21 protein-coding genes are annotated in these 21,703 nt (G+C 36.4%); 13 read left to right on the forward strand and 8 right to left on the reverse strand.

Annotated features, from left to right (window positions below; genetic code table 11):
• Positions 1–26: 26 nt before the first annotated feature.
• The 6 genes from ACHZAX_RS07810 to ACHZAX_RS07835 form a co-directional block, all read right to left on the reverse strand.
• On the reverse strand, positions 27–461 hold the full coding sequence (locus ACHZAX_RS07810; protein ID WP_320018676.1) for a hypothetical protein: 435 nt from the start codon (positions 459–461) through the stop codon (positions 27–29).
• Positions 462–496: 35 nt separating this feature from the next.
• Positions 497–1,138 carry a hypothetical protein gene (locus tag ACHZAX_RS07815; RefSeq protein WP_320018677.1) on the reverse strand — a complete coding sequence of 214 codons (642 nt, stop codon included), beginning with the start codon at positions 1,136–1,138 and terminating at the stop codon, positions 497–499.
• A complete protein-coding gene (locus ACHZAX_RS07820) occupies positions 1,122–1,607 on the reverse strand; it encodes an RNA polymerase sigma factor (RefSeq protein WP_320018678.1) in 486 nt (161 codons plus the stop codon). Before ACHZAX_RS07820 ends, ACHZAX_RS07815 begins: the two co-directional genes overlap by 17 nt.
• A gap of 186 nt (positions 1,608–1,793) precedes the next feature.
• A complete protein-coding gene (gene lacZ / locus ACHZAX_RS07825; RefSeq protein ID WP_320018679.1) occupies positions 1,794–4,916 on the reverse strand; it encodes a beta-galactosidase, LacZ type in 3,123 nt (1,040 codons plus the stop codon).
• A gap of 196 nt (positions 4,917–5,112) precedes the next feature.
• Positions 5,113–6,423, reverse strand: a complete 1,311-nt coding sequence (locus ACHZAX_RS07830; RefSeq protein WP_143470852.1) for an MFS transporter — start codon at positions 6,421–6,423, stop codon at positions 5,113–5,115.
• Between the two features lie 158 nt (positions 6,424–6,581).
• Entirely contained in the window at positions 6,582–8,498 is a 1,917-nt protein-coding gene (locus ACHZAX_RS07835; RefSeq protein ID WP_101309146.1) for a RecQ family ATP-dependent DNA helicase, read from the reverse strand.
• Positions 8,499–8,617: 119 nt separating this feature from the next.
• Between ACHZAX_RS07835 and ACHZAX_RS07840 the strand changes: the two genes are divergently transcribed.
• The 5 genes from ACHZAX_RS07840 (at position 8,618) to ACHZAX_RS07860 (ending at position 15,116) form a co-directional block, all read left to right on the forward strand.
• On the forward strand, positions 8,618–9,016 hold the full coding sequence (locus tag ACHZAX_RS07840) for a DoxX family protein (protein WP_101309145.1): 399 nt from the start codon (positions 8,618–8,620) through the stop codon (positions 9,014–9,016).
• 117 nt (positions 9,017–9,133) lie between these two features.
• Positions 9,134–9,583, forward strand: coding sequence for a MarR family winged helix-turn-helix transcriptional regulator (locus tag ACHZAX_RS07845; protein ID WP_101309144.1), 450 nt, complete (start codon positions 9,134–9,136; stop codon positions 9,581–9,583).
• A 76-nt stretch (positions 9,584–9,659) separates the two neighbouring features.
• Positions 9,660–11,012, forward strand: a complete 1,353-nt coding sequence (locus tag ACHZAX_RS07850; RefSeq protein WP_320018680.1) for an MATE family efflux transporter — start codon at positions 9,660–9,662, stop codon at positions 11,010–11,012.
• Between the two features lie 3 nt (positions 11,013–11,015).
• On the forward strand, positions 11,016–13,328 hold the full coding sequence (gshAB, locus tag ACHZAX_RS07855; protein ID WP_101309142.1) for a bifunctional glutamate--cysteine ligase GshA/glutathione synthetase GshB: 2,313 nt from the start codon (positions 11,016–11,018) through the stop codon (positions 13,326–13,328).
• A 183-nt stretch (positions 13,329–13,511) separates the two neighbouring features.
• Positions 13,512–15,116, forward strand: coding sequence for a fumarate hydratase (locus ACHZAX_RS07860; RefSeq protein ID WP_156196276.1), 1,605 nt, complete (start codon positions 13,512–13,514; stop codon positions 15,114–15,116).
• Positions 15,117–15,175: 59 nt separating this feature from the next.
• Here the strand turns inward: ACHZAX_RS07860 and arfB are convergent, their stop codons facing one another.
• Both arfB and trpB read right to left on the reverse strand, forming a co-directional pair.
• Complete coding sequence (arfB, locus tag ACHZAX_RS07865) at positions 15,176–15,592, reverse strand: alternative ribosome rescue aminoacyl-tRNA hydrolase ArfB (protein WP_320018681.1); 417 nt, start codon at positions 15,590–15,592, stop codon at positions 15,176–15,178.
• Positions 15,593–15,746: 154 nt separating this feature from the next.
• Positions 15,747–16,949: a tryptophan synthase subunit beta gene (gene trpB, locus ACHZAX_RS07870; RefSeq protein WP_101309139.1), complete on the reverse strand. Its 1,203-nt coding sequence runs from the start codon at positions 16,947–16,949 to the stop codon at positions 15,747–15,749.
• Between the two features lie 385 nt (positions 16,950–17,334).
• On the opposite strand from trpB, the gene ACHZAX_RS07875 reads away from it, so the two are divergent.
• The 8 genes from ACHZAX_RS07875 (at position 17,335) to ACHZAX_RS07910 (ending at position 21,702) form a co-directional block, all read left to right on the forward strand.
• Positions 17,335–18,099 (forward strand): SDR family oxidoreductase, encoded by a 765-nt coding sequence (locus tag ACHZAX_RS07875; protein ID WP_180327250.1) that lies wholly within the window; start codon positions 17,335–17,337, stop codon positions 18,097–18,099.
• A gap of 131 nt (positions 18,100–18,230) precedes the next feature.
• The gene (locus ACHZAX_RS07880; RefSeq protein WP_245870304.1) at positions 18,231–18,635 is read left to right on the forward strand and encodes a DUF134 domain-containing protein; all 405 of its coding nucleotides are present in this window, start codon (positions 18,231–18,233) and stop codon (positions 18,633–18,635) included.
• A gap of 4 nt (positions 18,636–18,639) precedes the next feature.
• Positions 18,640–18,957: a NifB/NifX family molybdenum-iron cluster-binding protein gene (locus tag ACHZAX_RS07885; protein ID WP_320018682.1), complete on the forward strand. Its 318-nt coding sequence runs from the start codon at positions 18,640–18,642 to the stop codon at positions 18,955–18,957.
• 11 nt (positions 18,958–18,968) lie between these two features.
• Positions 18,969–19,154, forward strand: a complete 186-nt coding sequence (locus ACHZAX_RS07890) for a DUF5320 domain-containing protein (protein WP_101309136.1) — start codon at positions 18,969–18,971, stop codon at positions 19,152–19,154.
• Positions 19,155–19,168: 14 nt separating this feature from the next.
• Positions 19,169–19,372, forward strand: a complete 204-nt coding sequence (locus tag ACHZAX_RS07895; RefSeq protein ID WP_320018683.1) for a DUF5320 domain-containing protein — start codon at positions 19,169–19,171, stop codon at positions 19,370–19,372.
• Between the two features lie 271 nt (positions 19,373–19,643).
• On the forward strand, positions 19,644–19,982 hold the full coding sequence (locus ACHZAX_RS07900; protein WP_101309134.1) for a NifB/NifX family molybdenum-iron cluster-binding protein: 339 nt from the start codon (positions 19,644–19,646) through the stop codon (positions 19,980–19,982).
• 2 nt (positions 19,983–19,984) lie between these two features.
• Entirely contained in the window at positions 19,985–20,851 is an 867-nt protein-coding gene (locus ACHZAX_RS07905) for a damage-control phosphatase ARMT1 family protein (RefSeq protein WP_101309133.1), read from the forward strand.
• Positions 20,836–21,702, forward strand: a complete 867-nt coding sequence (locus tag ACHZAX_RS07910; protein WP_320018684.1) for an ATP-binding protein — start codon at positions 20,836–20,838, stop codon at positions 21,700–21,702. Before ACHZAX_RS07905 ends, ACHZAX_RS07910 begins: the two co-directional genes overlap by 16 nt.
• Position 21,703 lies beyond the last annotated feature (1 nt).

The raw sequence follows: 21,703 nt of genomic DNA on the forward strand, positions 1-21,703 counted from the left end.
CTAATACTGAAATTTCAACAGTCAACTTAGCATTCTAAATTTAGTTGATTTCCATTTTGTTCTGCTTTTTTATCAAAATATATTCCTACTAATATTCCTATTGCCAAACCAAGTATCATGCCCATACCATTATTATCAAATGAGGCAGAAAACGCCACTCCCAGAGCCACACCAATAGCCATGTAAAGGCTTTTGTAATGGTTTTTTGTTACCAGATTAAGTTCTTTTTCAATTAGTCTCAGAGTTTTATAATGTACTTTTCTCAGAAGTCTGACCAGTTTTTGATCTGTTTCTGAAAATGAATTAATCGCGGCAATATCAGTATTAACAGCGTTTTGGATATTTTCCGGTATTTCTCTTTTATTCAACTCATCAATCAAAACCTGTAACTTATGATATGCTTTTGTAAGCTTTATATTTTGCTCATTATTAGCTCTTTCTTCTATTTTTTGTATTGTCATGCCCGTAAAATTAAAATTATGATTTTGAATGAGAATCAGGCTCTCAATTCTTCAATATCTGCAATTAGTTCATCCAGCTTTCTAAATACCTGGCCATAAATCAGGCTCACATCAAAATTGTAAATTCGATCGCCAAAGTAGGCTAGTAAACCTGTAATAATTACAACTGGAATTGTCCATAGTACCGGTATGTTATTTATGAGATAAATTTGATTGGGTCTTTCTAATATCCCTTTAAATGTTTCCTGAATATCCTGCGAAAACCAAAAACCCAATACCATAAAAAGGAAAAATAAAGGGTAATAATATCTGGCTAGTTTTCTGTTAACTGCAAGTTGTTCTTTCATCCAGTCATCGAATGATTTCAAATATTGGTAGCTGTTTACATTTTTATCAATTTTAAACAGGCCTTTCATTAATTTTCTGTTGACCAGTAAAATAGCATTTAAAATGAAAAAATATCCTATACCCATAACAGGGATTCCGACAACACCGGAAGCAATCAAAATTACGAATGAACCTATAAATAATGCATTCAGGTTTATTCTGAACATTCTTTTGAATTTATCGATAATGTGTTTGGATTTTTGATTGTACAAGTCATTTAGTTTTGGGGCTACCAATGCATCGCTTTCTAAAAAACCTTCTTTCCAAATTGTTTCAATTGACTTTTCCATCTAATATTTTTTTTAGCCGTTCTTTAATTCTTTTAACCCGCACACCAATATTGTTCGGATTTGTACCAATAATTTCTGCTATTTCCTGATAGGATTTTTCCTCCAGATAAAGTAAAATGACCGCCCTGTCTACCTCTGATAATTGCTTGATCGCAGTATAGAGATGATTAAGGGACTCATCGTCAAAGGTCCGGTTGTCTTCAGCTGCCACGTCTGGTAATTGATCTGAAGTAACATGATGCTTGCTGTTTTTCTTCAGTAAGGTCAGGCAAACATTCAAGGTCAATCGATAGATCCATGTTGACCATTCCGATTGTCCTCTAAAATTTTCATTACTTCTCCATATCTGTAAACAAACCTCTTGGTAGTAATCTTCGAAATCTTCCTGTGTATTCGTATATGCCCGGCATATCTTAATGATAATGGCAGCATATGGAAGAATCGATGATGTGTAAAAATCGTTACTCACTATTGTTTTTTCTTAATTAGTGGTAGAAATATAAGATTATTACACCCAAAAGAAGATTTTTTTTTAATGTGACATTAGGATTTGCTTTATTACCGGTTTGGTAATTGTTTATTCCTTTAAACAACAAATGCTTAAACCGATTAAAATCAGTTTAAGCATTGTGTGTTATTGGTGATCCGGTGTTGATTATTTTATTACCGGTACAATGGTAAAGCTGTAATGATATACTTTATCTGCATAATATAGATATGGATTGTGAGGTTTTGCACCCCAGCTGTTATCACCGCCAAGTCCCATCATTTTGTGGTCGATGTGAACTTCTACAAATTCGTGCTCTTTTACGTCAGCAGTCGTGCGTCCAAGTTTCTCCGTTCCCGGATCAAAATCAGACGTAGTGTAGTGCAGTGCATTGAATTCAATAGGTTCACTGTCGGCAATTATTTTTACTCCCAAGCCTGATTGATTGGTTAGGCTTAACCAGCGAACGTCTGTTTTATGTCCGTTTTCCTGTGGTCGGTTGTATGGAAAATATTGATCAGCTGCATTCGATTGATACAATCCAATAAACGATGCGGTATTTCTGTCGATATAATTTTCCTGAGGTCCGCGGCCATAATAGGTAAGATTATTAAATTCCTTTGGCAGTTTAAACTGTAAACCAATACGAGGAATTTCCGGTAACTTTTCCCGTTTAGCTTCAAGGCTATAGTTTACATCAATTTTACCATCTCCGTAAATTGTATAAGTAAGTTCTATTGAACCTTTAATACTTGGCAGTTGTAATTTTGCATGAACAGAAACTTCCGATTCAGAGATTTGTTTCGATGTAAATTCCTGAAGACTTGCATCATTCATAGCCTGTTTCCAAATTTCACATCGCTCCGGCATTTTGTTTCCGAAATCATTATCGGTAGGAGCACGCCAAAAGTCCGGTGCTAACCGGTCTTCTATTAATTGGTAACCATTTAATTTGTAGGAAGTAACAGCGCCCGATTTTTTTGAGAAAGAAGCTGTAAAGTCCTTGCCGGAAAGGCTTAACTGATCTGCATTCTCTTGAATTGAAATCAGATCAGCAGAAACCAAATGATCTTCCGGGGCTTTAAATTCACTGATAGCAAATTGTTCAGAAGCAACAACATGACCGAATGGTATTAGTTCGGTTTCCTTTACCTGCAAAGCAAACAGGTTGATGAAATATTCTGTTCCTTCGCTTTGATTAAAATCACCCAAATCGAGTTTAAATTCTTTTTCAGATTGAGGCGCAACTCCTGCAGGGGTAAATTCTCCAGACTTTTGAACAATACCATTAGCCAGCAATTCCCAGTGAATTTGGTAGTCATTCAAATTTTTGAAGAATTGATCGTTTGAAACTTTAATAAGTCCTTCAGAAAGATTAACGGCTTTAAAATTAATGTTTTGATATACTTTCTTTACTTCGTACAAAGCGGGATGCGGGGTTAAATCAGGATCCACCACACCATTTAAACAAAAATTACCGTCATTATACATCCATTTTGGCTCAAAATGACCGCCATATGCCCAAAACCGCTCTCCGTTTTCAGTGTACTTTGCAATTCCCTGATCCATCCAATCCCAAATAAAACCACCTTGCATTTGTCGGTTTTTACGAACCAAATCCCAATACTCCTTAAAGTTGCCGTTGCTGTTTCCCATGGCATGAGAATATTCACACCAAATAAAAGGACGTTCCGAATCTGTACCAATCCATCTTTTCTCTACACTTTCAATTGAACGGTACATGTCACCAATAATATCGGTATGTCTTTCTTTTACGTCGGTCATTTTTTCAGCACGTTCGTAATGTACTGGTCGGTTACCATCAATTTCATTAATCTTTTTATAACAAGCCAGAAAATTAGGCCCTGTTCCGGCTTCGTTTCCCATGCTCCAAACAATTACCGAAGGATGGTTTTTATCTCTTTCCACCATATTTGAAGTTCGTTCTACATGAGCCGATTCCCATTCCGGATTATTTGCTAAAGTATTCTTTGGCTCGTAACCCATTCCGTGCGATTCAATATTGGCTTCATCATACAAATAAATTCCATATTCATCGCACAGTTCATACCAAAGCGGATCATTCGGATAATGGCAGGTACGAACCGCATTGATATTAAATTTTTTCATGGTTCGGATATCGTCCAGCATATTTTTTCTGTTAACAACATGTCCAAAATAAGGATTGTGTTCGTGTCTGTTAACACCTTTTAACAGGATTGGAGTTCCATTTACCAATAATTGTCCGTCTTTAATTTCGCTGGTTCTAAAACCAATTTTAATCGAAGTGGCTTCTACTATTGCATTTTCTTTATTCCTTAAAGTTAGCAGCAAGGTATATAAATTTGGTTCTTCGGCCGACCATTTTTTCACATTGGGAATTTCACCTGTAAATGAAATCTTCTTAGTCTGATTTTTCATGCTGAATTCAGATTGATCAGTCAGAATTTCATTTCCTTCACGATCCAGAATTGTATATTTAAAATGATATACACCAGTATTTTTTCTTGAATAGCTTCCTATTTCGGTATCTAAGTTAAATACCCCATTTTTGTAATTTTCATCAAGTAATGCCTTGGCATAAAAATCAGTAATGTGCGTTTTGGGGCGATAATATAAATTTACATCCCGTTGAATGCCGGTTAATCTCCAAAAATCCTGATCTTCCAGGTAACTGCCGTCGGTAAATTTAAACACCTGAACAGCCAATTTGTTTCTGCCATCCTTTAAATAAGGTGTGATGTTGAATTCGGCAGGTAGTTTAGAGCCTTGGCTGTAACCAACCTTTTTACCATTTATCCAAATATAAAAGCCTGATTTTACAGAGCCGAACTGAATATAAGTCTCTTTGTTTTTCCAATTTACTGAAGGCGTAAAATAACATATGTATGAACCCGTTGCGTTGATTGAATCTGTAATAAATGGTGGATTCTTTTCAAATGGATAATCGGCATTGGTATAGTTGGCAAATCCATAATTGTACATTTCCCAGTTTCCCGGAACCGAAATCTCATCCCAATCGTTGTCATTAAAATCTTCCCGATAAAATTCTAAATTTCTTTTGCCTGCACTTTTGCTGTATTGAAATTTCCATTTTCCATTTAAGCACTGAATAGTTTCCTCTTTTGAAGGATCGGCGGCTAAAGCTTTCTCTTGGGAAGAGTATGATAAAAATGTAGAATGAGCCTTTTCTCTGTTTTTCTGAAATACATGTGGGTTTTCCCAATCGTTCTGACTAAATGAGCTTTGGCATAAGAGTACAAGCCAAATGATGGCAACGAAATGTTTCATTTCTTTTGGTTTTTTAGATGATCAACTAAATAGGAATATGATAGCTTTCAATACCTACCTGTGGTGGCTGGTAGGTATTCAAAAGTAAGCCGTCCCGAATTTATTAAAAACGTCAGGATAAACAAAATAATTGAGGCGCTAAAAACACCAGAGACTGATTCTTAAATGCCATTTGAATTTAGTTCAGTATCTTCTTTTACTGTAATTGAGGATTTCTCGCTTTAATTGAGAAAATCAGTAAAATGACGGCGTAGGCGACTCCAGCGTATCCAGCTATGCTATAGCTTCCGGTTAATGTGAATATTCTACTGAAGAAAAGGGGCGCCATTGCACTTGAAAATACAACTAAGGACATTGATAGTCCGCTAATCGCACCCAAATGTTTTCGCCCGTAAAAGCGAGGCCATGTAATTGCTACTAAAACTGAATACAAGCCACCCATAATACCATTTCCCAGTATTAATACATAGTAGCCAATTTCAGATCCTAAAATTGCAATCCCTAAACTTGACAACAAACATCCAAGTAGAAAAATAATCAGAAGCTTTTGCATTTTTATGTAATCACTTAGAAGATTACCTAAAATTGCAGAAACAATAGAAATGATGGAAGCAGGAACAAATACACTTAAAGCTTTTTGTTCCGAATATCCACATGATTCGAAGATGGATATGACATTAAAGGTGAAACCGGTAATGAAAAATGCATTAAAACTTAAGCCAAAAGTAAACAGCCAAAATACCCATGTGCTTCGTGCTTCTTTTAGAGTATATTGTTTTTTAGTTTGAAATGTAGGATTGCTTTTGTGTTTTGGTTCAATAATTTTTCCATCAGGAATTAAACCACATTCTTCAGGATTATCCCGGTAAAAGATAAATGCGAAAATAACAAACAGAAAAGTAAGTACTGCCAAAATCTGGTAGGTGATACTCCAGTTAAAGCGGGTAATAAGCAGTGCTATAAAAAGCGGAGATACGGCAAATCCAAAAGATTGAATCGCACTGGAAAGACTATTTGCCAGTCCTCTTCGCTGGTCGAACCATTTCATGATCAGGTTTCGTGAGGCCAAGGTTAGTACTCCTTGTCCCGAGAATCGTAAGAAGAAGAATAACAAAGAGATCAGAACAAATGAAGCTGTTGAGAACTCAATACTGACAAAGTTTGATAACGACCCGGATAAAAGATCAGAATAGGAAAATAGTATTAATGTTACGGCTAATCCTAAGGCAGCGATCATTGCTGTGAAACGGGCACCAAATTTATCGTAAATTTTACCTGCATATGTTAAGAAAAGAGAACTCGCCACAGTACCAATCAAATAGGCTGAACTCAATGCATCACGACTTAATTTCAACGAATCGATTAAGTAATTGGTAAACACCGAAACGCCCATTGTTTGCCCGGGAATACTACTGATTATACCTATGGTACCTGCAATCATACAAATCCATCCGTAAAAAAACGGAATTTTTGCCGGAGCAAACGGGAAGTTCGGATTTCTTTTCAAACCAATAAATTTAAATAGATGTAGTATGTATTCTTTTTGATAGTAGAGAATACTTTTATGAGACTGTAAAATTAAGCATTTTGAATTTATATCTTATGTGATCTAATTTAAAATAATATTAAATGTTTTAGTGATATATGTAAATACCTCTTAATCTTTTATTTGTTGTTTGATGTTACCCATTCCAGAACATCACCAAATCGATAATTTTCCAAATAAGCAAAGTGTTTTTCCTGTTTCAATTTTAAACGGGTGAAAATAGGTGTGTTGATGCCACATAAAAATTTTGCAAGCAGTTCATCAGTTAACAGATCACCAAATTTATTGATGGCAGTTTCACACAATTCTATATAATTATACTCAGGCAGACTTTTTAGCTGGTGGGATTTTGCAATTTTCACAGGACCGGAACTGCATACCGAGCAGTGCCCGCATTTTTCCCATTCGGGATATTCACCAAAATAGTTGGCCATATTTTTACTGATGCAGGTTTCCGATTCAAACAGACTTAGCATTTCCCGAATTCTGTTGACTTCAACTGCTTCTTTCTTTTTAAAACTGTCGTAAAGATCTTGCGCCACAGTATCGATATCAAAATCCGGATTTGTTACGGCAAAAACATCTACCATTAGTTTTGCTTCCAAATTGATTAATTTCTTAGCATCAAAATATTCCAAAGCAGAAACAATTCTATTTCTATCTGTCGGATAATTTTGGCTGATGGTGTCGAAATTTACTGTGATCCATTTTCTGGCTTTTTCAGAATGATCGAAAATGGCCTGAATAAATTTCTTTCGCTCTCCCTGGAACTTTTCTACGATACTTTTTTCGTCGTTGTTTAAGCTAAATCTATAGTCTGCAAAATAGCTGTATTGAGGTTTGATAATTCCTCGTATCTCCATGTAAACCAGCAGGGTTTTAATTGGCAGAATACGGATATTGCTATGTGCCGGAAGTGTGTTTAGCTTAATTTCCCAGCTTGTTTTAGCCTTTTTTATGCGACTGAGAATTTCTTTTATGCCTGATAGGGCAGGAGTGTCTCCAAATATGAAATTCTCAAGCACATTAACATTGTCATGATTTGCCAAAACAATACAATCTGATTTTTTACCATCGCGGCCTGCCCGTCCAATTTCCTGAGAATAATTTTCTGTCGATTTTGGAAGATCGTAATGAATCACATAACGAATGTTCGATTTATCGATTCCCATTCCAAAAGCAATTGTTGCAACCACACAATTTACTTTATCGGCCATAAATTGATTTTGGATTTCTTCACGGTCTTCACTTTTCAATCCTGCATGATATGCCTTGGCCGTTATTCCTTTCGAGGATAATATACCTGCAACTACCTCTGCAGTTTTTTGTTGGGTTACATACACAATTCCACATTCATTTTTTCGGGGAAGCAGTAATGAAAGTAATTTATTGTTTTTTTCAGATTGAATAACCGGGACAACGTTCACATCTAAGTTTGATCGGTAAAATCCTGTAACTGTTACATTCTCTTTGGCAATGGCAAACTTTTTAGTCATGTCTTCAATAACCTTGGGAGTTGCAGTTGCGGTAAGCAAAAGTACTTGTTTGGCACGAAAAGTATCACGATAATTTGGCAGCTTTAAATAATCCGGTCTAAAATTGTGACCCCATTCCGAGATGCAATGAGCTTCATCAATTACCAGTAAGGAGATTGGAATGTCTTTAAGAAATCTGCGAAAGCGTTCATTTTTAAAACGTTCGACTGATATCATTAAGATTTTGTGTTGTTTGGCACGGATGCCATTCATGATATCCTGTTCTTCTTCTTTCGAGAGAGATGAATCGATTCGGACTGCAGATATATTTTTCGATTGCAGAAAATCTATTTGATCTTTTATTAAAGCCAGTAAAGGGGAAACCACCACCGTAAGTTCCGTGAGTTGGAGAGCAGGAAGTTGGTAACAAAGAGATTTCCCCGATCCGGTTGGGAAGATAGCTATTGCTGATTTTCCTTCCAGTATGGTAGAAATAACCTCTTTTTGTCCTGGTTTAAAATCAGAAAATCCAAAATTGTCTTGTAAAAGATTGTGTAACATATTATGCAATTGTATGTTGAAAAAAAAGTACATGAATACACATAAATTGTGCATTTATATCATGGATAAAAGCTCATAGATTTGTAATGAATATCGAAATTAATCAAATAAATATATTTATGGAAAATTTAGGAAAACTAATTTTACGACTATCAGTTGGTGGTTTGATGTTGTTTCATGGGGTGCAGAAATTATTGGATGGTATTGGCGGAGTAAAATTCTTGATCGTTAAAACAGGTTTGCCCGAAATGCTTTCGTACGGAGTTTATCTGGGAGAGTTAATTGCACCACTTCTTTTATTATTAGGTACATACACAAGAGTTTCGGGATTGTTAATTGCCCTGACAATGCTCGTATCTATTCCTGCAGCTCACCCCGAAGGTATTTTTCATTTGAATGAGTACGGAGGATTGGGAATTGAATTAAATGCATTGTATTTATTTGGAGGACTCGCCATAATGCTGTTGGGATCAGGAAAATATCGTCTGATTAAGCAAAGTGGATTTTGGAAAGAATAAGCGAATTCGTTGAATTAAGTAATAATAGCCTTGTATGTCCGGATATACAAGGTTATATTTTTTGATCTTAACAGACAATTTCGTTAATTTGCATCGCAAGCGATATAAATAATAAATATGGACAATTTAGCTAACAAAGAGTTCAATCCTCTCAAACTTGAGAATCAATTGTGCTTTACGATATATGCAGCCTCTCGACTCATGACAAGACAATATCAGCCTTATCTTGATCAGCTCGGAATTACCTATCCTCAGTATTTGGTGTTTTTGGTTCTATGGGAGAAAGACGGGATTGGTGTTAACGAAATTGGATGCAAATTGTATTTGAATACAAATACGTTGACGCCGCTTTTGAAACGAATGGAACAGCTTTCTTTTATTAAAAGAACAAAGTGTTGCCAAGATGAAAGAAAGGTTCGCATTTATCTTTCAGAAAAAGGAAAGAATCTAAAAGAAGAAGCTAAAAATATACCCTTGGAAATGGCAAAATCGCTTAACTGCAGTGCTGGGAAAGCCATGTGTTTAAAAAATGAATTGGAAATATTAATTCATCAAATGCTTAAATAGAGCATGTGTTTTTCTTGCTAAAATCACATCCGTTTTTGATTCATATCCGTTTGCACTCACACATGAAGTTTAGTAGATGTTAAAATTCATTACCAGTTTACTTAGAAGAGAACAAAAATATTCCGAAGTTGGGAAAAAGCTGCTAAAGCTTGCTTTTCCGATTATCGGCTCGTTTCTTTTGCATATGACCTATAATCTTACCGATATGATTTGGGTGGGATATTTGGGAAGTGGAGCTGTGGCATCAGTTGGTTCTGCAGGTTTCTTTCTACAGTTGGGTTGGGCAATGGCTTCCATTGTAACAGTAGGTGCAAATATAAAAATCGCACATTCGGTGGGTGCCGAAAATATGAATGCGGCAGGAAGATATTCAACCGCTGGATTATGGGGAATTGGTGGTATTGCCATTCTATTTACTTCCGTATTTTTAGCCATTCCGGAACAATTTATTGGCTTTTTTCAAATGAAAGATGTTCATGTTAATGAAATGGCCGTTTCATATTTGGTGATAAGTTCCTTTGGGATTATTATCAGTTTTGTGAACCTTTTGTTCATCAGTATTTTTAATGCTCATGGTAAAACAAAAATCTCCTTTAAGGCCAGTATTATTGGAACTTTGGTGAATATTGTACTTGATCCATTATTGATTTTTGTATTTAATCTGGGAGTTGAAGGAGCTGCAATAGCGACAATAATTGGTAGAACATGCAGCCTGATGTATTTCTATTTTGTCTATCAAAAATTTGACACCATTTATTTCAAAGGCCTGTTGCCGTATGCAACTAAATTAAAAAGTTTATTTGAGGTTGGAATGCCTGCTGCGGTGCAGCGAATTTCTTTTTCGGTGATATACATTTTTCTTGCCAGAATCATTGCAGATTGGGGACCAAATGCGATAGCTGTTCAGAAAATTGGTGTTCAAATTGAGTCGATTACATTTATGATTGTTGGAGGAATTATGCAAGCTGTAACTATTATGGTTGGGCATAGTTACGGCGCAAAAAATATTACCGAGGTTCCTAATATTCATAAAGCGGGTTTGCGGTTATCCCTGGCTGTAGGAGCTGTAACTACAATGATTTTCTTGATTTTCCCCAAAACATTATTTTCCATTTTTGTGCCTGAGGCTGAAAGTATAGCAATGGGGAAGGACTATTTAATGATATTGGCAGCATCGCAGTTATTTATGTGTTTGGAAATGATTAGTGCCGGGGTTTTTAATGGTCTTGGAAAAACTAAAATATCAGCTGCTGTAAGTGTAATATTTACTTCATTACGACTGCCTGGGGCTTATTTTCTTGGTTTTTATACGGTCTTAAGTTTAAATGGAGTTTGGTGGAGCATCACCGGAAGCAGTATATTAAAAGGCATTGTTCTTTACTTTTTATTACGAACATATTTTAAAAATAATACATTTGGTAAATTCTGATATATGGATCATCTTATTAATAATATCAACGAAGCACTTCGGTTAGAAGGGATTCGTGAGAGCTTGAAGAACGGTAAATTTGGCATTGAAAAGGAAAATGTGAGAGTCGATTACACGGGTAAGATGGCAACGACACCACATCCGGGAATTTTGGGTGATAAATTTCAGAATCCTTTTATTACAACTGATTTTTCGGAAAGTCAGGTGGAGATGATAACACCTCCTTTGCATAGTATTGCTGAAGTTCATGGTTTTTTAGAGACTTTGCAGGATGTAATTTCTGAGAATTTAACCGATGAATTACTTTGGCCTCAAAGCTTACCTCCTTTATTGCCTCAGGAGGAGGAGATACCAATTGCTAAATTTGGAGAGAAAGGAATTCATAAAGAGAAATACAGAGAGGAATTGGCCAATCGATATGGGAAAGAAAGACAGATGCTTTCCGGGATTCACTTTAATTTTTCTTTATCAGACAGGTTAGAGCGCAAGTTGAAAAAAGCGAATCATTGCAACAGCGATTTGGAAAGCTTTCGTGAGTCTGTTTACTTAAAAATGGTTCGGAATTTTATGCGGTACCGATGGATGCTGATCTGGTTATTTGGGGAGAGTCCGATTTCTGATCCTTCTTTTAAAATGAAATCGTTAAAAACAGGGAAAAAGAGTTTCATGAGCTGTGGAAATGCTATTTCCATTCGAAACAGTTCTATGGGATATAGAAATATAGAAGAATTTTATGTCGATTTTAACAGTCTGGAGGATTATAAAAAGTCTGTGTCTAACTTGATTCAAACAGGTAAAATATTGGCAGGAGAGGAGCTTTATCTTCCTATTCGGTTAAAATTCGATGAAAAGAGCAAAAAAATATCACATCTGGAAGTTCGTATTCTGGATTTAGATCCCTTTGAAAAATCGGGAGTATCTAAAAATAGATTGTATTTCACACATTTATTTCTGTTGTATTGCTTATTCACCGCCGAAAATGATAAGTACAATGAAGCAGACCAAAAGGTGGCTGCCAATAATCAGGATTTGGTTGCATGTCATGGTTTGAATTCCGAGCTAATGCTTATGAATTTTGATGGACAGGAAACATGTGCAAAAAAGATGTTGAACGAATTATTTTCTGACATTACTGATTTTGCAAGAACAGCCGATTTAATTAATGATTCTGATTATCAGGGATCTCTTGCCGAAATTTCAAATTTTATTAAAAATCCCGATCAGCGAACTTCATTTAAAGTGAAACAGCGAATTGTAGAGGAGGGCTTTATTAATTTCCATTTGAACAAAGCTAAGCAGTACAAGGAAGAAAGTGAGATGAGTGGTTTTCGCTTTCATGGATTCGAAGATCTGGAATTATCTTCTCAATTACTTATGAAGGCAGCTTTACGAAGAGGAGTGGAGTTTACTATATTGGACCGATGCGAAAATTTCATCAGTTTAAGCCAGGGAGATAAAACGGAATATGTAATGCAGGCTACCCGAACATCATTAGATAACTATTCAAGTGTTTTAATGATGGAGAATAAGCTGGTAACGAAGAAAATTCTTGAAAAAGGTGGAATCAGGGTTCCTGCCGGATTGGATTATCAGGATGCCAGACAAGCACGTTCTGATTTTGATTTGTTTGAAGGAAAAGGGATTGTGGTAAAACCTAAATCGACAAATTTTGGCTTGGGAATTACTATTTTAAAAGAAAATAAAGACGAAGAGGTTTACAAAAGAGCTGTTGATATTGCTTTTGAACACGATGGAAGTATCCTTATTGAAGAGTTTATTTCGGGCAGGGAATTCCGATTCTTTGTAATAAAAGATAAGGTGTGTGGTATTTTGCACAGAGTTCCGGCCAATGTAAAAGGAGATGGTGAAAAAAACATTCGCGAGTTGGTCGACATTAAAAATCAGGATCCTTTGCGTGGAAAAGGATATCGGACACCGCTTGAAAAAATTCGGTTGGAAGAGGCTGAAGAAATGTTCTTAAAAGAGCAGGGGTTATGTTTCGAAAGTGTTCCTAAAAAAGATCAGGTAATTTACCTGCGGGAGAATTCAAACATAAGTACGGGTGGCGATAGTATTGATTATACGGACGATATTCATCAGTCATACAAAGATATTGCAATAGAGTCGTCAAAAGCACTTGGTGTTCAGATTACAGGTTTGGATATGATGATTGAGGATGTGAATCAGCCGGCAGCAAAAGACAATTATGCCATAATTGAAATGAATTTTAATCCGGCAATCCACATTCACTGTTATCCTTACATAGGCAAAAACAGACAGCTGAATGAGAAAATTTTGGATTCATTGGGATTTTAATGCCATCTGAAAGAATAGAAATTACTAAGCTTATGTTGCAGGACAATGTTATAGAATAGCTAATTTCCAGAGCCTCAAACTGCAATTTATCTTATATTTGTCTATGACTTTAATTAAGGCGAAAATATGCATTTTTGATTATTGTCGTTTGACTCGTAAATACAAAATTTAAAATACTATATCATGTCCGATTTTCATTATCAGAAACCATTTCCAATAACAAAGGATACTACCAAGTATCGTTTACTAACAACAGATTACGTTTCAACTGTTGAAGTTGATGGAAGAAAAATTTTAAAAGTAGATCCAAAGGGGCTTGAAATGCTTTCGAAAGAAGCATTTTCAGATGTGTCTTTTTACCTGCGTCCTGCTCATTTAAATAAATTGAAGACAATTCTTCAGGATAATGAAGCATCAGATAATGACCGTTTTGTTGCTCACACTATGTTACTGAATCAGGTAGTTGCTGCTGAAGGAGAATTGCCAACTTGTCAGGATACAGGTACAGCAATTGTGGTAGCAAAAAAAGGGGAAGATGTTTATACCGGAGCAGATGATGCTGAGCACCTTTCTAAAGGAGTTTACGATACCTACCAGGAAAGAAATCTGCGATATTCTCAGGTTGTTCCTTTTTCGATGTTCGAAGAAAAAAATTCAGGAAATAACCTTCCTGCTCAAATTGATATTTACGCAAACAAGGGGAATACTTACGAATTTTTATTTGTAACCAAAGGCGGCGGATCAGGAAACAAAACTTTCCTTTATCAGGAAACCAAAGCTCTTTTAAACGAAAAGAACTTAACCACTTTCATAACAAATAAACTTCGTGATTTAGGAACTTCAGCTTGTCCTCCTTATCACCTGGCATTGGTAATTGGCGGCACTTCGGCCGAAGCAACTTTGGCTACGGTGAAGAAGGCTTCTGCCGGATATTACGATCATTTGCCAACCGAAGGTAACGAAGGTGGTCAGGCATTCCGTGATTTGGAATGGGAGAAAAAAATTGAAGAGATTTGCCAAAAGAGTGAAATTGGAGCTCAGTTCGGTGGTAAATATTTTGTTCACGATGTAAAAGTAATTCGTTTGCCTCGTCACGCAGCTTCTTGTCCGGTAGGTTTAGGCGTAAGTTGTAGTGCCGACCGTAATGTGAAAGCTAAAATTACCGAAGATGGAATCTATTTGGAAGAACTGGAAAGAAATCCATTTCAGTATTTGCCAAAAGAAGCTCCGCATTTGAAGGAGGCTGTTGAAATCAATTTGGATCAGCCAATGGCAGATATTTTGAAAGAATTGACCAAATACCCAATTAAAACAAGATTGAGTTTAACAGGAACTTTGATTGTTGCCCGTGACATTGCTCATGCGCAAATCAAACAAATGTTGGAGGAAGGAAAAGAGATGCCTGAGTATTTCAAGAATCATCCTGTGTATTACGCTGGTCCTGCAAAAACACCAAAAGGAATGCCTTCAGGAAGTTTCGGTCCAACAACTGCCGGACGTATGGACTCTTATGTGGATCTTTTTCAGAAAGTTGGAGGTTCTATGGTGATGGTAGCCAAAGGGAACCGTTACAAATCTGTAACCGATGCCTGTAAAGCAAATGGTGGGTTCTACTTAGGATCAATTGGCGGGCCTGCTGCAGTATTGGCAAAGAACAGCATTAAATCTATCGAGGTGATCGATTTTCCAGAATTAGGAATGGAAGCAGTTCGTAAAATCCGCGTGGAAAATTTCCCTGCATTTATTATTGTTGATGATAAAGGAAACGACTTCTTTGCAAACATGTAAATTGAAGTTCTCCAACAAAAATATAGGGTGATCCATTGGATCACCCTTTTTTAATATCTCTATAATTCAGTTTTTTTTCTGCTTTCTTTTTTTTGTGCAAGAGCCTGTTTCTCTTCTAATCTTTTCTCTTTCGAAGCTCTTGTTGGTCTGGTCTTTTTTCTTGGTTTTACAGGAGTTAGAGCAATTTCAATCCATCGATAAAACTTTTGGATTGCTATTTCTTTATTTTGAACCTGAGAACGTTCTGTTTGCGCAGTTACCGATAGTATACCCAGATTATTGATATGATGATATAATTTTAGAAAGATGATTTCCTTTTCTTTTTTAGTCAGTATTTCTGACTCGAAAACAGAAAATCGAAGTTCAACTTTAGAATTAACTTTGTTCACATTTTGCCCGCCCGGACCACTACTTCTCGAAGTAATGAATTCCATTTCTTTCGTTAAATCTTTTGCGAATTTAAATTTATTTTTCATAGTAAGGCAAATATAAGTCAAAAAAATAAATCTGAACAAACTAAATTCTAATGTTCTCAGTTAATTAAATTACTAAAAGCAATTATGAGGGATAAAAAAATGCCACTTCGGAAAGTGATATTTGATTTTATGATACAAATTTATTTGTGGTAATTTATTCGGGCAATCCGTAAGTATCAACAATAAAGTCGATATCCTTATCACCTCTGCCACTTAGGTTTACCAAAATAGATTGTTTCGGATTTGCTTTTGCAAGTTTCAATGCATACGCCACAGCATGCGCACTTTCCAGTGCAGGAATTATTCCTTCCTCTCTGCTCAATTCATAAAAAGCATCAATACATTCTTTATCTGTAATGGAATGATATTCAGCTTTGTTCAGATCTTTAAGCATAGAGTGCTCAGGTCCGACACCAGGATAATCCAATCCGCTGGCAACAGAATATACAGGATCGGGTTCTCCTTTTTCATCCTGAAGAAGATAGCATTTGAATCCGTGTATTACACCTGGTTTGCCAAAAGTTAGAGTTGCTGCATGTTCCCCTTTATCGAGAGAACGTCCGCCAGGTTCTACGCCATGCAATTTACACTCATCATCTTCTAAAAAGGCCGAGAAAATTCCCATTGCATTACTTCCTCCACCAACACAAGCAACAATATTATCCGGTAGTTCTCCGGTCATTTCCTGAAATTGATCTCTTGCTTCAATTCCAACTACACGTTGAAATTCGCGAACCATCATAGGAAATGGATGCGGTCCTACGACTGATCCAATGCAATAAATTGTATTAACCGGATCTTGAAGGTAAGCCATAAAAGCAGAATCAACTGCTTCTTTCAATGTCTTTAGTCCATGAGTTACCGGTACAACTGTTGCTCCAAGAATTTTCATTCTCACTACATTTGGATGTTCCTTGGCAATATCGACTTCCCCCATGTGAATTTCACATTCCAATCCAAAATAGGCGGCAGCAGTGGCTAATGCAACACCATGTTGACCGGCACCGGTTTCAGCAATCAGCTTTTTTTTGCCCATGTATTTGGCTAAAAGAGCTTCACCCATGCAATGGTTTAATTTATGCGCTCCTGTATGATTTAGATCTTCGCGTTTCAGATAAATTCGTCCACCATATTTATTGGATAGGCGGTTGCAGAAATAAACAGGAGTGGGACGACCCTGGAAGTGCTTACGGATGCTTCTTAGTTCTGAGATAAATTCGTGAGATTTACTAATTGAATAGTAAGCCTCATTAATTTTCTTCATCTCTTCTTCTAAAACTTCAGGAATATAACTTCCTCCGTATTGGCCAAAATTTCCTTTTTCGTCAGGATAGGCTTTGAAATAATTCGTTGACATATTGGTAAATATTTTGGTTGATGATAGTTCTATTTATTTTGAAATGCGTGTGGTTTGCAGTTTAAAATAAAATAACCGGATCCATAAAGATGTATCTCCAGAGTCCGGTTATTATTTGTGTCATTCAATTTCTTTTCATCTCCAGCCGGGAATGCTATTGGAAAAGATTATAGATTACTCGCACCCCGATAAGAAATTGCCAAAATTAAAAGACAAAAACAAAGATAGAAAAATTAGTCCATTTGATTCGTACGGGATATGTTCAAAGTGATCCTATTGTATCTAAATAGTGTTTGGATAGATAATTTGCATTGCTATTGGAGCGGGATATTTGTAAATTGAGTAGAATCAATTCAAATAAGTTAAACCAAAAATGGAGGTTGTGATGAATGAAATCAAAGTGTCCCCTAAAGATAGGGTAGCTTTTGTAAGTGGAGCTAACAGAGGAATTGGGAGAGCAATAACCATTGAGCTACTCGAAAAGGGGGCAAAAAAAGTGTATGCGGGAGTAAGGAATTTAAAATCTATGGATGATCTTAAACCTGAGTATGGGAATCGTTTGGTTCCGATACTTTTAGACTTAAGGGATGATCGATCAATTATTAGGGCTGCAAAATTAGCGAAGGATGTTGAAATCTTAGTTAATAATGCTGGTGTTTATGAATCCGGAGGATTCTGTTCGGATGAAACATTAGACAGTATGGCTGTAAATTTTGAAGTAAATGTTTGGGGTTTGGTAAAGTTGACTGTTTCTTTAATAGACTATTTAAAACAGAGGGAAATTGCCGCTATTGTAAATATTTCTTCGCTATTGGGCTTGGCCAGTATGCCAATTGCAGGAGCATATTCTGCCTCGAAGGCTGCCGTTCATAGTATTACACAAGGCTTGCGCGGAGAATTGTTTTTGACTAATATTCTTGTTATGGGAGTATATCCTGGACCTATCAATACTGATATGACAAGAGATCTGGAAATGGAAAAAGATTCTCCTGTAAATGTTGCCAGAGAAATAGTAGAAGGATTAATTAAGGGGAAAGAATATGTGTTTCCGGATGTAATGTCGAAACAGGTTGGAGAATTGTATTTGACCGAGCCTATAACTGTTGAAAGACAATTTGCCCATTTTATTTCTCAGGAAGAAGAAGCATAAGGTTTGTAAGAGATAAAGATTTAACAGAGGCTGCAGAGCCTCTTTTTTTTGCTATATAGCTTTGTTAGTAAAGACCAGTTATATTTGCGTAGTGAGAATATTCTCATTATATTTGTTGAAAATAAATCCCTATGCCTAGAAAAATCAGATTGCGAAAAGTTGTGGAACCACCAAGATTTAAGGGTTATAAACCCTTTGGTGTAAATTCTAAGAGTCGGAAATCAATTGATTTGCTTTATGAAGAATATGAAGCATTGAAGTTAGCAGATTACGATTTGTTGAAACATGATGAAGCTGCGGGTTTAATGGGTATATCGAGGCCAACTTTTGCGAGAATCTACGAAAGTGCCCGAAGAAAAATTGCTGCAGCATTGGTAGAAGCAAAGGAAATAAGAACTGTTTTTGGGAATGCGGTTATGGATAAGAATTGGTATTTGTGTTCAAAATGCAATGCAAGATTCAATATTCCGGAAACTATGGACAAAGAAACTTGTCCGGCTTGTAATTCCAAACACATCGAATTAATTAATAAATAAGAATATGAAGACAATTATTACATCAACGGGAAATCAATTGAATTCAATTTTTGATTTGCGGTTTGGAAGAGCAGGTTGGTTTTGTTTGTATGATGATCAATCAGGAGAAATTAGTTTTATCGAGAATGAAAATGTCAACTCGCAAAGCGGAGCAGGAACCAAAACTGTTGAAAAGTTAGTCGAACTGGGTGCTCAAAAAGTAATTTCAGGTGATTTTGGGCCTAAAGCAAAAGAATTGCTTGAAAAGTTCAATATTCAAATGGTGTTGCTGCAAAATGATAATAACACAGTGCAGCACATTATAAACAAATTGAAATCTTAAAATAAAATGTTATGCCACACTTGGATAGAAAAGGACCCGATGGAGAAGGTTCAAAATCGGGAAGAGGACTAGGACAGTGTTCTGAATCTGACCAAAACATTCTATTGGAGAAGTTAGGGAAAGGTTTAGGTTTGAAACGAAAAAGTGGTTGCGGTAAAGGGCAGGGAAAAAGATTGAAAAGCAGTAAATCAATTTAAAAAAGGAGGTTGAAATGCCAGATTTAGATCGAAGTGGTCCGGAGCGAAAAGGTGCTCGAACAGGAAGAGGAATGGGGCGTTGTAACAGCAACAAGAAGATGGACAGTGAGACTGAATTTAAGGATGAAACCATTGAAAGAGGCAAAGGACAAGGATTTGGTTTTGGACGAGGAGGTGCCGGAAGACTAAGACTTCGACGAAGGAAAATAAGTGATTAGATATTTATTCCTTGGTTTCATTAAAAATGTATCCTGATTAGTAAGAGGCATAAGAGTCTTGTTGATATTGTTCTTCTTGAATAATATCAATAGCTCTTGTGCTGTATCTGATACAAAGAATAAAATAGTATTCCCTCTTGTTTGGGATTGATTAATTGAGTTGAAATAAAATATTAAATGAAACGTTCATGACTGGTAATTGTGACACAAAGAGGCATGATTATCGGTTCATGGTAAGTTCCATCTGACAAAAACTTAAAATTATAAACACATGAAAAAGAAAATTGCAATTCCGGTTAAAGATGGAATTTTGGATGGACATTTTGGCCATTGTTCGCATTTTGCATTGCTTGATGTAATGGATAAAGCTATTGTTACAGAAGAATTAGTGGCTGCACCACCACACGAACCAGGTTTGTTGCCTCCGTTTTTAGCTGACTTAGGGGTTACCGATGTAATTGCCGGAGGAATGGGAAACAGAGCCATTCAAATTTTTAATCAACACAATGTAAATGTATTTGTTGGAGCACCTCAATTAGATGCTAAAGAATTGGTAAAAGGATTTTTAGATGAAAGTTTAAGCTTTACAGCTAACTATTGCGACCACTAAATATGGATAACAGGTGTTTGACTTGCCATTCCAAAACGGTGGATTTACTAATTGACAAATTTAATCTTCAGGGGGAAGTTGCCGGCGATTTTTCCTCTGAAGTAAATCATTTACTAACAAATTGTAAGCACCTCTCAAATCCTTATCTGGCGTTGCTGATTCATCGTTTGGCGAAAAAGAAAATACAAAATGATGATTTGTACCGTGAGGAGAAGAAACATGCCAATTCAATTTTGAATTCGCAGTATAAAAAATGGGTTGCATTTGTGAATGAGAATGATGAATCACTGCATATTGCCGCAAAATTAGCTGTTGTTGGCAATATTGTTGATTATGGAGCACATAGTGTACCAACCAATATTCCGGCTAAAATAGAAGAATTACTGGCTCTTGATTTTGCTTTGGACGACAGAGATGAGATGTTTGCTGAAATAGAAAAAGCAGAATCGGTTTTGTATTTAGGCGATAATGCAGGCGAAATAGTTTTCGATAAGCTTTTTATTCAACATCTAAATCATCCAAACTTAACTTATGTAGTTCGGGGAAATCCGATAATTAACGATGTGACTCTTGAGGATGCTGAACAAGTAGGAATGCAGGATGTCTGCCGAGTGATATCGAATGGTCATGATGCACCTTCAACCTTAGTGGATAATTGTTCAGAGGAATTTCAGGAACTGTATACAAAAGCGGCTGTTGTGATTTCTAAAGGACAGGGGAATTTTGAAGGCTTGCTAAATGAAAAAAAGGAATCGCTTTATTTTATGCTCATGGCAAAATGTGATATAATGGCTGAAATGTTGGGTGTGAATAAGGGAGATTTGATCATTACAAAAAAGCAGGAGGGGAGTTTATGGCATTTAAAATAGCCGTTGCAAGTGGCAAAGGAGGAACAGGTAAAACAACTTTTGCTGTTAATTTATTTTCTTCCATCAATGAGCATTGGACAAGAAGTGTACAGCTGGTTGACTGCGATGTGGAAGAACCGAATGATCTTTTGTTTTTTCGGAATTTCTCGGTTAAGAGCGAGAAATTATCAGAGCAGGTGATTCCCAAAATAGACACTTCGAAATGTACATTTTGTAAAAAATGCGAAGAATATTGTGAGTTTAATGCAATAGTAATGATGCCATCAGTGCAGTATGCGGCTGTAAATAAGGATTTGTGTCATTCTTGTGGTGCTTGTTTTGTGGCCTGTCAGTTTGACGCTATTCACGAAACCACAAATGCCATTGGAACGGTTACCAATTACAATATTGGTAGTGATTTGAGTCTGATGGAAGGCAATTTGAGGGTTGGTTCTCCATTGCAGACTATGTTGATTAAGGATTTAAAGAAGAACTTAGTTGGCGAACATGATATTCTGATTTACGATGCACCACCTGGTACAAGTTGTCCGGTTGTTGAGACCATTTCGGATGCCGATTTTGTGATTTTAGTGACAGAGCCAACTCCATTCGGAGTATATGATTTAAAGCTTACAGTTGATTTACTGCGTGAGGTGAATAAACCTTTTGGTGTTTTTGTAAACAAAGCCGGATTAGGAGATTCTGAAGTGTATGAGTTCCTAAAGGCCGAAAATATTGACTTGTTGGGTGAAATTCCTTTTAGTAAAGAGTATGCAGGTTTGTATGCAAAAGGTAAAATTGTGAGCTGTGTTCCCCTTCAATTCGCGAAGGAGTATCGTAAGGTGGTTGAGTATTTGAAGAAATTGAATTGAT

Source organism: Labilibaculum manganireducens (assembly GCF_963665805.2).
Taxonomy (GTDB): Bacteria; Bacteroidota; Bacteroidia; order Bacteroidales; family Marinifilaceae; genus Labilibaculum; species Labilibaculum manganireducens.